General features: G+C 39.5%; 13 protein-coding genes. 7 read left to right on the top strand and 6 right to left on the bottom strand.

All coding sequences use genetic code 11. From position 1 onward, the window contains the following. Nucleotides 1–45: 45 nt before the first annotated feature. Entirely contained in the window at nt 46–249 is a 204-nt protein-coding gene (locus H5122_RS10905; protein ID WP_182681844.1) for a hypothetical protein, read from the bottom strand. 113 nt (nt 250–362) lie between these two features. Here H5122_RS10905 and H5122_RS10900 point away from each other — a divergent pair, with 113 nt between their 5' ends. Then, nucleotides 363–614, top strand: coding sequence for a porin (locus H5122_RS10900; protein ID WP_223231677.1), 252 nt, complete (start codon nt 363–365; stop codon nt 612–614). Between the two features lie 119 nt (nt 615–733). Here H5122_RS10900 and H5122_RS10895 read toward each other — a convergent pair whose 3' ends face one another. Together H5122_RS10895 and H5122_RS10890 are read right to left on the bottom strand one after the other, a co-directional pair. Continuing rightward, nucleotides 734–1219, bottom strand: coding sequence for a hypothetical protein (locus tag H5122_RS10895; RefSeq protein ID WP_182674747.1), 486 nt, complete (start codon nt 1217–1219; stop codon nt 734–736). Beyond that, on the bottom strand, nt 1206–1940 hold the full coding sequence (locus H5122_RS10890) for a hypothetical protein (RefSeq protein WP_182674749.1): 735 nt from the start codon (nt 1938–1940) through the stop codon (nt 1206–1208). The genes H5122_RS10895 and H5122_RS10890 overlap by 14 nt, the downstream gene beginning before the upstream one ends. Nucleotides 1941–2321: 381 nt before the next feature. Between H5122_RS10890 and H5122_RS10885 the strand changes: the two genes are divergently transcribed. Next, the gene (locus tag H5122_RS10885) at nt 2322–2807 is read left to right on the top strand and encodes a hypothetical protein (protein ID WP_182681845.1); all 486 of its coding nucleotides are present in this window, start codon (nt 2322–2324) and stop codon (nt 2805–2807) included. Nucleotides 2808–2844: 37 nt separating this feature from the next. On the opposite strand, the gene H5122_RS10880 is transcribed toward H5122_RS10885, so the two are convergent. Further along, nucleotides 2845–4050: an anhydro-N-acetylmuramic acid kinase gene (locus tag H5122_RS10880; RefSeq protein ID WP_182681846.1), complete on the bottom strand. Its 1206-nt coding sequence runs from the start codon at nt 4048–4050 to the stop codon at nt 2845–2847. Between the two features lie 149 nt (nt 4051–4199). On the opposite strand from H5122_RS10880, the gene H5122_RS10875 reads away from it, so the two are divergent. The 4 genes from H5122_RS10875 to H5122_RS10860 all read left to right on the top strand — a co-directional run bounded on the left by H5122_RS10875 (nt 4200) and on the right by H5122_RS10860 (nt 8413). Then, nucleotides 4200–4700 (top strand): GNAT family N-acetyltransferase, encoded by a 501-nt coding sequence (locus tag H5122_RS10875; protein WP_182681847.1) that lies wholly within the window; start codon nt 4200–4202, stop codon nt 4698–4700. Between the two features lie 173 nt (nt 4701–4873). Continuing rightward, the gene (locus tag H5122_RS10870; protein WP_182681848.1) at nt 4874–5902 is read left to right on the top strand and encodes an NADP-dependent oxidoreductase; all 1029 of its coding nucleotides are present in this window, start codon (nt 4874–4876) and stop codon (nt 5900–5902) included. A gap of 50 nt (nt 5903–5952) precedes the next feature. Beyond that, entirely contained in the window at nt 5953–6570 is a 618-nt protein-coding gene (locus H5122_RS10865; protein WP_002962787.1) for a glutathione S-transferase family protein, read from the top strand. 223 nt (nt 6571–6793) lie between these two features. Next, entirely contained in the window at nt 6794–8413 is a 1620-nt protein-coding gene (locus H5122_RS10860; protein ID WP_182681849.1) for a methyl-accepting chemotaxis protein, read from the top strand. Between the two features lie 71 nt (nt 8414–8484). Here the strand turns inward: H5122_RS10860 and H5122_RS10855 are convergent, their stop codons facing one another. Continuing rightward, nucleotides 8485–8793 (bottom strand): YkgJ family cysteine cluster protein, encoded by a 309-nt coding sequence (locus tag H5122_RS10855; RefSeq protein WP_002962790.1) that lies wholly within the window; start codon nt 8791–8793, stop codon nt 8485–8487. 45 nt (nt 8794–8838) lie between these two features. Then, nucleotides 8839–10767: an ATP-dependent DNA helicase RecQ gene (locus H5122_RS10850; protein WP_182681850.1), complete on the bottom strand. Its 1929-nt coding sequence runs from the start codon at nt 10765–10767 to the stop codon at nt 8839–8841. Between the two features lie 249 nt (nt 10768–11016). On the opposite strand from H5122_RS10850, the gene H5122_RS10845 reads away from it, so the two are divergent. Beyond that, nucleotides 11017–12321, top strand: a complete 1305-nt coding sequence (locus tag H5122_RS10845; RefSeq protein ID WP_002962796.1) for an NAD(P)/FAD-dependent oxidoreductase — start codon at nt 11017–11019, stop codon at nt 12319–12321. Nucleotides 12322–12411: the final 90 nt, after the last annotated feature.

Here is a 12411-nt window from a genome sequence, read left to right as displayed (position 1 = left end):
GCAGCATTTAACGCAGTGGTTTTAAAATTAAAAAGCAGATACTAGTTAGATATCTGCTTTTTTATGTTTAGCACAAGGGCTTTTTATATTGCTTCTCCCCTGCACTGCTTTTATTAAAGGTATACATGCTAAAGAAAGTATTAGTGCAATGAAAAAGCCAATCATAGTGTTGCCAAACCAGATCCTAAAAACATTATTTAATAAAGCTAAAATAAGAGCAGATATAAGCCATGGATTTACGTTTTTCATTTTTAATTCCTTTTATGTTTTGAACAACTATTTTCATCAAACTTATTTAAATACTACAATTTTATTAACGACTATTTCCCTGTGACGTGTGACCTATTTGATTAACTCTACAGCTGTATGTTTGCTATTTTAATGGTCACCTAAGCGCAAGCTCAGAGCCAGGCTGGGGAATTACAGGCCGCTATAGCTTACTTAAGCTCAAGCAAGAAAAACAAGACGCAAAAACCTACGCCCTCGGCGTTAACTACATCGTAAACAAAAACTTAAAATTTATGGCCAACTACATTAAAGCCAATTACTTTGAGGCGGGCGGCACTATCACATCGGGTAATGCTATCTCATTAAGGCTGCAGTATTCATTTTAATGCGCTTTGCGTGTTTAGTCGGTTAGCCTAAAACTATAAAGCCCCTGTATTAAACGTTACGTTTAATACAGGGGCTTTATAGTTACCTAGTAAATAACATATAAGTTAGTTTATAAATACTAATTACCAGCATCAGCAAATTGTATTGGGTAATCCATATCGCCGCTGCGGTTAATACTATTACACAGGTTTTTATTAAAATTGGCCAGTGATGGGTCGATGGTGTGCTCATTAACTACAATACCGTCACTTCGCCTTTTAACCTCAATAGATCCGATTGTTTTAATCGCTGATAAATTATCGCCTACGTTTTTAAATATAAAATACTCAATGTGTTCAGCAATAGATTCCGCGTTTTCGATATCTCCCTTAACGGCAGGCACTTGGTAGTTAACACTATTACACGTTAAATCATAAACCCTTACTAATTCTAGCTCGTCAGCTCCTTGCATATCAGCAATAACTTTAATAGTTGGCTGCGTTGTTGTTTCAAGCAAGTATTGTGTTTCACTCATTTCGCTTAAAGAAAAAGTATCAGCACTTTCAGCTATAGAACAGCCTGATAATAAAGTAAAAACTAAAAACACTGATTTATTGAAAAACATCTTTGAATACCTTATTTCTAACTAATTCAGCTAATATTTTATGACGACTGTCGTAACTATTAGTATATTTGTTAACCTTTTTTGTAATCGAATCCGTAACATTCTTTGATGAGCCTTTATCAGCTAATTTATACAATTCATTGATTCGCCAAAATGCTAATGCAGATCTAACAGCGTACTTTGGTGTGGATAATAATTGAGGTGAAGATATGAAGTTTTTAGTTTCATTCCAATATGAATTATGTGATGCCTGTACTGAAGTATAGTTTGCTTTACCAGTCAGTTGTATTATGCCTCTCCCTCTAAAATTCCAGCCATCCCCAGATACTGCATCACCATTACCTATTCTATTTGCATAAGCATTGTTAGCTATTGCTCTTGTATCTGCTCGTTGATTATTTGCAGGATCATAGCCATGTTTATCAGCTTCTGCTGGATTATTTCGATAATAAGAAAAAGTAGCTTTTAATATTGCAGGCCTATAATTTAAATTTTCCTCTAAAGAAAACTTCGCTCCGACCTCCTTTCTAGCTTGTGCCAAAAAATGACAAAGCCTTAATTCACTATTTATTTGCCCAATAACAAGACTATCATTTAGTTCCCTTGCAACTTCATCTAATAATAAATCTGAGACGCTTTGGCTGCTCCAGATTTTTCTTAAATGGCCTTTACTTATTTTTTTTTTAACGTTTCTATTATTTAAAATTATTGAAGAACTCAATTCAAACTCCTTTTATGAGATAACATTTTTTTGTACAACCATCTATATATTAATATTACTTGTATGATCATTTAAATCATACTTCGAATTAAGCTGTATATCCATTACTTCAACTAAGATTTCAATGATTTAAAAAAACAATTAATACATATGTAAAAATGCGGAGCATTCTGTTTATAGTTATTAATTAGTACTCGTATGTATATTGCTTAGTTTTTAATTACCAAGCAATGAGATAAAAGCAATCTTATTTTTGCAATTATACCCTTCAACTCATCTACCCTTTTATACTTATTTTTACATCAGTCATAATTCTGTAACCTCAACAGGTGATAATTCAAACTCGAACTGTATTTTTTATAATCAAGAAGACTAAGTAAGATGAGTACACCCTTAGTGCAACTAACATTTGCACTGCAATCATTTGATGATTCTATGTCTGCGGCGATGAGCCACGCTATGGAATATGAAAAGCTATCGCTAAAAGCCAATGCTGCGCATAACATCACGCTGCAATGTGTGTTGCCTGATGGCGCAAATGAGAGCGATGTTATTTCACTAAGTGCAACGCAGCCCAGTGCGCGTGGGGCGCAGTATTTTACTGAAAAAACGCTGAGCAATGCAGACCTTGAATCTGGTACTGTAAACCTAACTTTAAGTAACATTACACAAAGCCAGTGTTTTATAGTGCAAATGATGCTGCACGGAAAAAATACGACCTTAAAAGAAAGCCAGCAACTCGATGTGTACATTAAAGCGTTTGAGCAAGGCTATATTCCTGAGCAAATAAAAACTGAACATGCTAAGCCTCAAGGCGTTCGTAGCTACTTTGCGAGTATGGGTTCTACGTTTTTATCGCTGTTTTAGTGCTGACTGCACTTAAATTACGCGATGCGACAAGTTATTAGTCTGCAAAACTTACTTTACCCATAGTAACTCCCGCAATACCTTGTGCAGTATTACTTAGGTGTTGCTGCTCTCCTGCTAGGCATTCGTTTGCTAAAATAGCAAATAACACAGCCTCTTTTGCATCGGGATTTATACCTAAATCGTCGGTATTTTTAAAAGCCTTAATACGTGGGCAAAGCGCTGTAAGTTGCGCCATTAGTAATGGATTATGAATACCCCCACCACTTGCATACACCACACAATTTTGTTCGCGCTCTGCACACTCGTTTAATGCATTTGCTATAGCTGTTGCAGTAAAGGTATTTAAGGTGGCCATTACATCTTCATGACTTAAATGGTGTGTATTTGTAAGCTGCTGTGCGGCGTTTAAATACGCTAAGTTAAATACCTCTGGCCCTGTAGTTTTAGGCATTGGGAGTTTAAAAAATGCGTTATTACATAATGCATTTAATAATGGTGTATTTACCTTGCCTGCTTTTGCTATTTTTGCGCCATCGTCATAATGCATATCTTTAAAATGTTGCTGTACGTAGGCATCCATAATGGTATTACCGGGGCCAATGTCGGAGCTAAACACACCGTTTGCATCACCATTTTTGGGTAAAAACGTTAAGTTAGCTATGCCGCCCATATTTAGCAAAACCCGACTCTCAGCAGCGCTCGAAAAATACAAATAATCGCCATACACAGCAAGCGGTGCGCCCTCGCCTCCTGCGGCTATGTGTTTTTGCCTAAAATCACCAATGGTAGTAATACCCGTAGTAACGGCTATTTGGTCGCTATCGCCAATTTGTAAGGTGCCATTAGTAAAGCTTTTGTGGTTATGCTGCGACTGCGGGCAGTGGTAAATGGTTTGCCCGTGGCTTGCTATTACATCAATACTTGCTGGGTTTATATTCCACTTAGCTAAGCACTGATTAACCATATCGCCATGGAGTTTACCTACCCACGGGTGCAGTAAAGTTACAAGCTCTAAATCACACTCTCTTTTGGCAAATACCTGCTTTATTTTAGTTTTATAATCGTCGTTGTAGTCAACGGTGGTAAAATTTAAAACCTCAATGTGAGTATTTAAGCCCGCGCCCGTTACTTTACACAGTGCAACATCAAGCCCGTCCAACGAGGTACCGCTCATTAAACCAATAATTAAACGGCTTGGTTTTAGGGCGCTGTTATAAAGCGCTTTAATGTGAGGGTGCATAATGGCATCTAAAATAGGTGTAATATTTTGCTTATATTAGAGGACTTTAAAACAAAGTAATAGCCGTAAAGAGTTTAATTTAGGTTCTGATTGTTTAACTCTTAAATGATTGTTAAGTTAGTGTGCATACTAAAAATTTATGAAAAAATATGATCACCCTCAGAGAGTTTAAAGCCCAAGACGCGCCTTTTATTATTAACACCTTAAATGATGAACAGGTAACGCGTTATTTATCGTCAAAAATTCCGTTTCCGTATACGCAAGCCGATGCAAACTGGTGGATAAACCAAGGCTCAAAAAACGGCGTAATTGATGCAACGGCTAAGGCCATTGTTGTAAATGGGCAATTTGCGGGCTGTATTGGTGTAACTCCCGGCGAATTTGAATACAGCCACAGTGGCGAAATTGGTTATTGGCTTAATAAAGCCTATTGGGGGCAAGGTATTATTACTCGCGCTATTGAACTTATATGCAATGAAGCGTTTGCAAGCTCACACTTAAACAGAATTTTTGGTGCCGTGTTTGCTGGTAATACCGGCTCAATGAAAGCACTTATTAAAAGTGGTTTTGAGCAAGAGGCTGTACTTAAACAGGCTATTTATAAAAACGGCGTATTTTACAATAGCCATATTTTTAGCAAGCTAAAATAAACCATTTAGAATAAATACTCTGCAAAGCTTGAATTACCAGTACCTCGCCCAAAGCTAATGTATTGAGGTAAAAATATATATTTACACTGCTTAGCGCGCATTATTGTTTAGGTTAGATATTAATTTAACGCATAAACATTCGCTAAGTACATTCACTTTAAGAGGAGATTTTTATGTCTGCAACTAGTCGTCAACTTACTTTAGCATCACGCCCTAATGGCGCCCCGAACGAAAAAAACTTTGAACTTAAAACGGTAGAACTTCCTGCATTAAAAGATGGCGAAGTTTTACTACGCACTATTTACCTATCATTAGACCCGTATATGCGTGGTCGTATGAGTGATGCTAAGTCGTACGCAGATCCAGTTAATATTGGCGATGTAATGGTTGGCGCAACTGTGTGCCAAGTAGAAGAGTCTAAAAACGATAAGTTTAACGAAGGTGAGTGGGTACTTGCCTACACAGGTTGGCAAGACTACGCCATTACCGACGGCGAAGGCTTAATGCAGTTAGGTAAAGAGCCTGCAAACCCTTCATACGCATTAGGTATTATGGGTATGCCTGGCTTTACTGCTTACATGGGTTTACTTGATATTGGCCAGCCTAAAGAAGGCGAAACCGTAGTTGTTGCAGCAGCAACAGGGCCAGTAGGTGCAACGGTTGGTCAAATAGCTAAAATTAAAGGCTGTAAAGTAGTCGGTGTTGCTGGTGGTAGCGAAAAATGTGCACACGCCGTTGAAAAACTAGGGTTTGATGCCTGTATTGATCACAAAGCTGATGACTTTGCAGAGCAGTTAGAAAAAGCGTGTGATAACGGCATAGATGTTTATTACGAAAATGTGGGCGGTAAAGTATTCGACGCCGTATTACCATTACTAAATACAGCAGCGAGAGTACCATTGTGTGGTTTAGTATCGCAATATAACGCAACTAGCTTACCAGAAGGCCCAGACCGTTTAGGTATGCTAATGGGTCAATTGCTTACTAAGCGTATTAAAATGCAAGGCTTTATCATTTTTGATGATTACGGCGACCGTTACGACGAGTTTGCACAAGACATGCAAAAATGGCTACAAGACGGAAAAATTCAATACCGGGAGCACATGGTAGAAGGCATCGAAAATACAGTAGACGCGTTCAACGATATGATATCCGGTAAAAACTTTGGTAAAACTGTGGTTAAAATTAATAACCCACTTTAATTTTATACGGCTTGTAAGGCAAAGCCCTTACAAGCCACAAAAGGACTGACATGATTAAACTACACCATTTAAATAAATCCCGCTCTAAACGTATAATTTGGCTTTTAGAAGAGCTAGATGTTGACTACGAAATTGTGGCTTATCAGCGTAATAAAGACACATTCCTAGCACCTGACGAACTAAAGCATATTCATCAACTTGGCAAGTCACCGGTAATTGAAGATGGCGGTTTAATTATTGCTGAATCAGGCGCTATTACCGACTACCTTATTTCTAAATACGGTAACGGCAAATTTGCTCCAAAAGTAGATACCGCTGAATATGTTGACTACCAGCAATGGCTGCACTTTGCAGAAAGCTCAGCAATTTTACCGCTTTTACTTAAAATGTTTGTACTAAAAGACGGCGCTAAAACGCAGTTTTTAGAAGGCTATGCCGACGCTGAAACAGCTAAAGTAATTAGCTACTTTAACGACCGCCTAGAAGGTAAACGTTATTTAGTGGGCGATACCCTAACGGGCGCTGACTTTATGATGTCGTTTATTGTTGAAATAGTTAAAAACTCAGGTCAATTAGCGCACTTTAAAAACCTCGTTAAATACGACGAGCAATTACAAAGTCATGAGAAGTTTCATACAGCTAATGAGCTAGAAGCAAAGTACGACTAAACCTTTATATAATATTTTATATAACACTAGGGGCATTTAGCCCCTTTTTTAATGCCTGTAAAATATGCCCCGGCAAAGTTACGCTTGTAAACTAAATTAACAATCACCTACCTTATTGCTAATAAAACTTTAATTAATAAGGCATAATGCTGCTATTGTTTAAGTATTTTCACTAATAATACAAGCTGCTCTTGCGCGTATTGACTCACCCTTGGGATTAACCATGACCATAAACATGCGTTTAACGACCGGCTTTGGCGTAATTTTATCAATGATGATTATTTTAACCATTATTGGAATTTCGCGCGTTAGCCTTATTAATAATAATATTACCCACATGACCGACGTAAATTCGGTAAAGCAACGTTACGCAATTAACTTCAGAGGCAGCGTACACGACAGAGCAATAGCCGTGCGCGACGTAGTGCTAATTACCGAGCAAAGCAGTTTAAGTACCGTGTTAAATAACATACAAGAGCTAAACGCATTTTACCAAACGTCAAGCCGCGCTATGGCTAAGCTAATGGGTGATATGAATAGTGAAGAGCGCGCTTTAATTAATAAAATAAATCAAATAGAGCAGCGCACTCAGCCTTTTATTCAAGGTGTAATAAACGCTAAAAATGAAGGAAACCTAAACGAAGCTAAACGCATTTTATTAACCGATGCGCGCCCTGCGTTTACCCAGTGGCTAAATGTTATAAACCAATTTATAAACCTGCAAGAGCAAGCAAATCAAACCACTACTATTGATACTCTCGATATTGCCAGTTCATTTGAAATTTGGATGATTTCGCTCACCGCGCTTGCAATTTTAATAGGTGCAAGCGTTGCGTATGTTATTAGCCAACTGATCAGAAAGTCAGTAGGTGGCGAACCACAAGAAGCCGCCGAAGTAATTGCCCTTATTGCCCAAGGCGATTTAAGAGGTGATGTGCAGTCGTGTTGCCCAAATAGCATGATGGCTTCTGTAGGGGTTATGCAATCTAAATTAAAAACCATTGTAGATAGCATTATTAACTCATCTGAAGAGCTTTCTACTCACTCTGCAAGCGTAGCGTCTGGCTCGCAGCAAGCACTTAGTGCCGCTGACGCACAAGTAACCTATACAAACTCGGCAGTAAGCAGCTTAGAAGAAATGAGCCGCAGTATTAATGCTGTTGCAGGCTCTGTTAAACAAACAGAAGATAACTCAAAAATAACCGCACAATTATCGCAGCAAGGTAGTATTGCAGTGCAAAAAGTAGCGGCGGAAATTGAGCAAATTTCAGTAACCGTAAAAGCCACCGTTACCCAAGTAAACGTGCTGCAAGAGCATGTAAAACACATTGGCGATATTTTAAGTGTGATCCGCAGTATTTCTGATCAAACAAACTTGCTTGCACTAAATGCGGCAATAGAAGCTGCAAGAGCTGGCGAAACAGGCCGAGGGTTTGCTGTTGTTGCTGACGAGGTAAGGCAACTTGCCCAGCGTACTGGTGATGCAACAGGCGACATTGAAAAGATGATTTTGCAAGTACAAGAAAACACACAAGCGTCGGTAACAGCTATGGAAACCACAGTACCGCAAGTAGAAAATGGCCTAACGCTTACCCATGAGGCAAACGAGTTACTGCATCAAATACAGCAACAAGCTAACGACTCATTAAGTAACGTGCTTGAAATTGTTGAATCAACATCAAACCAAGTAGCCACCGTGGCGCAAATTAGTACCGGCGTTGAAGAAATTGCCAGTATGTCTAAAGAAACCAGCATGTCGCTTAACAGTAACGCACAAGAAGCTGTTGCATTAGCTGACCTTTCAAACACGCTTAAAAAGTATATTAGCTACTTTAAAGTTTAATTTTTATAGTAAGTAATAAACAAAGGGGCTTTTAAGCCCCTTTGTTGTTTATGTACTTTAATAATAGCGGACTATATACCCGCTAAATCGCGCTCGGTAATACACTCGTCTGAGGCCATTTCAAACTCGCGGCAAACTAATGGGCGGTTTTCGTAAATAGAGCACATAAGTGTATTGCGGTCGAGTGCTTGGCACCAACCGTCGTCAGCGCGTTTCATTACTTCGCTGCCCCATTTATCGTATTCAATGTAGTTAAAAGGCACGCCGGTGTCGGTTACTATGCGCACTTCTAATTGGCAACAACAGGCTTGGCAGTTAGCACACGTAACAGGCTCTGGGGTAGTAGAAATATTTTCAACGGGAATAACAATATGAGGCATAGTGGCTTACTTTTTTGAATAAGCCACTAGGATACAGTAACTAATTTAACGCGCTAGTAGTTTTGCTTTAATATCGCTGTAACGCATTTGCTCGCACAGTGCAAAACCACTCAATTGGCGCACTTTATTACGCGCAAATAATGGCACACTCATCCCCGCTAAAAAGCGGCATTGGGTTTCAATACCCACATTATGATTACCTTTGTCTGCCATATGCGCTAAAAACTCATCTACCTTTTGATAAATAAGCTGCTCCTCAATATAGGCAGGCTCTATAGAGTATTCAAGCTTAACCGCATGGCCTCTACACACACTACAATGCCCACATTGCTGTGGTGCATTTTGATCGTCAAAATAGCGCGCTAAGTTATAGCTTAAGCAACTTTGTAGCTCAAAAAAGCGTACCAGTGCAGCAATACGTTTAATTTCGGCTTGTTCTTTATCACTAAAGTAGTCGTGTAGTTGCTGGGCAAGTTCTGGGTTATTTATAACCTCGCTATGCACTTTGTATACTTGGGTAATACGTTTGGTTTCGAGCGTTATTAGGTTTTTTTCGGCTAGGTAATCAAGGGCTGCCACTACGCGTTTGCGATCAACCTGCGCAGCTTGCGTAAGGGAGTCAAAATTTAGCGTGCCCCATATTTTTTTAAAATCGGTATGGCTAAATATTTGCGTTAAAAACGCTTGGCGTTGCTCGTCAAATTGGCTTAGTAGCTCATTTTTATCAACCAAAAATTTATATTTAAAATCGGCGTAGTAAGCATATTGCGGCGTTATAGCGCCTTGCATTTCAAGCTGTACAAGTAAGGTTTTAAGTGCCAGTTGCCTAATATTACTTTCACTCGATAAGCTGTATTCTTGCATTTCCCATTGCTGGTGGCTTTGGCGAATATCGTTAATTACGTATTCAATACCGCTAAGCTCTGGGGTGTCGCCATATACAAAGTTTTCTACCGTATTTAGGCCGTCTAGGTTAGCAAGCGTGTAGCAGTTTGATGGATTGCCATCGCGCCCTGCTCGGCCAATTTCTTGGCTGTAGTTTTCTATCGATTTTGGTAAATCGTAATGTATAACAAAGCGAATATCCGACTTATCAACGCCCATACCAAAGGCTATGGTTGCCACCACTACGTTAATTTTACCAGCCATAAAATCATCTTGAATTTGCCAGCGTAGCGTATCTTCAAGCCCCGCATGATACGCCACCGCGTGCACACCTTGTGCACTTAGCACATTAGCAACTTGCTCGGCGCTTTGCTGTAGCGTTACATACACAATACCAGGGCCATTTTGCGCGCGCACAATGTTGGTAAGCTCGGTATTTTTATCGGCGGTTTTAACGCTCAACACACTTAAATCTAAATTGGCGCGATAAAAGCCCGTTTGCACAATACACTCAGGCGATATAGCAAATCGCTCTGCCATATCGCGTTTAACTTTTTTAGTCGCCGTTGCCGTAAGCAGCAATACTAAAGGAATATTAAGCTCTTCGCGGTAACGCGGTAGTTTAAGGTAGTCGGGTCTAAAGTTATGGCCCCATTCAGATATACAGTGCGCTTCGTCTACCACTAACATCGAAAGCGCCACCTGGCTTATAAACTCTCTAAAACGCTCGTTTTTAAAGCGCTCAACCGACACCATTAGTACTTTAATTTTACCATTTCGCACATCATTCATTACGGTGCTGCTTTGCATTTGATCTTGGCTCGAATCAAGGCTTGCCGCGTAAATACCTTTGCTATTTAAAAAGCTAATTTGATCTTTCATCAATGCTAGTAAAGGCGAAACCACTAACGTTAAATTTGGTAAATGCAACGCAGTTAATTGATAGCACAACGATTTACCCGAACCGGTCGGAAATATAGCCAACGACGATTGACCATTTAAAAGCTGCTCTATAGTTTGTTGTTGCCCTGTTCTAAATTGGCTAAAACCAAAGTGCTGCTCAAGTGATTGAATTAGTGGCGTGGTCATAAATGTCCTTTTGATGGCTAAACAATAGTCATGCTTATAAAAATGCGGTGTAGATGAAATATTTGCAACTCAGTATACAACAAATAACATTATTTATTGCTGACATCACCTTTATTTAAGCGCAAACTAGAGCACTATAAAATGAGTAGTAACTGCTTGTTGCCAAAATAATTTATTGATACCCAAGTCATCTTAAAAAACTAATAAAAATACAGATCACTTGGGTATATTATTTTTGAGGGCAACGTTATGAATATTACTACACCTAAAATCGTCGTTATTGGCGGTGGTGCTGGCGGATTAGAACTCGCAACGCAATTAGGTCATAAATTAGGAAAGAAAAAACAAGCTGAAATTCTACTAATAGACAAAAACCGTACCCACATATGGAAGCCGTTACTGCACGAAGTAGCGACAGGCTCTATTGACCCCGATTTAGATGGCGTTGTGTATTCAGCCCATGCTGCAAAACACCACTATAACTTTCAACTTGGTACTTTTTGCAATATAGATCAAAGCAATAAAACAGTTACCCTTGCACCACTTTTAGATGAGCTAGGCCACACAATTTTACCCGAGCGCACCGTGCGCTACGACCACCTAGTAATTGCCATTGGCAGCGTAAGTAACGACTTTAATACCCCAGGTATAAAAGATCACTGCTACTTTTTAGACTCAAACCAACAAGCAGAGCGCTTTCAGCATTCATTACTCGACAGCTTTACACGCCTTCACCAAGACGACAACCAACAGCAATCACTTAATATTGCCATTGTAGGCGGCGGTGCTACCGGTGTTGAACTCTCAGCTGAGCTTTATCATGTGTCTGAACTATTAAAGCTGTATGGCTTAACAAATATGTCGTCTAAGCGTTTGCATATTCATTTAATAGAAGCCGGACCACGTATTTTACCAGCATTACCAGAGCGTATTGCCGTAAGTGCCAAACGCGAGCTATTAAAGCTTGGCGTAAACGTGCGCGAGCAAACACAAGTAAAAGAAGGCACCGCACAAGGCTTTATCACCAAAGACGAAGAACACATTGATGCCGATATTATGGTGTGGGCAGCAGGCGTAAAAGCACCTGATTTTATTAAAGACTTAGGTATTTTTGAGCTGACGCGCAGCAACCAAATTCAAGTAAACGAGTTTTTACAAAGCACCGTAGACGAAAGCATTTTTGTATTAGGCGATTGCTGCGCATTTACCCAAGCGGATGGCAAGCAAGTACCGCCACGCGCACAATCGGCGCATCAAATGGCGCAGTGCGTCGAAAAAAATCTAATCGCAACATTAAAGCAGCAACCACTACGCGGCTTTAAATACAGCGACCATGGCTCGCTGGTTAACTTATCAAGCTACAGCACCGTGGGTAACTTAATGGGCAACCTAACCAGCAATACCTTTTTTATTGAAGGTAAAATTGCCCGCTTTATGTATATATCTTTATACCGTATGCACCAACGCGCCATACACGGTAGCGCAAAAACCTTTGCATTATGGATAAGCGAAAAAGTGCTGCGTGTAGTGCGCCCTAAAATGAAGTTGCACTAAAAAATTAAGTACGCTCACAAAACCACAAAAAAGCTTTAAGAGTTAATAAGTATTATCTCTTAAAGCTTTTTTGCACTTTGCGTACCTAAA

Origin of the sequence: Pseudoalteromonas sp. SG43-8 (assembly GCF_014164245.1) — a bacterium.
Lineage (GTDB): Bacteria > Pseudomonadota > Gammaproteobacteria > Enterobacterales > Alteromonadaceae > Pseudoalteromonas > Pseudoalteromonas distincta.
This window is presented reverse-complemented; position numbering and strand designations above follow the sequence as displayed.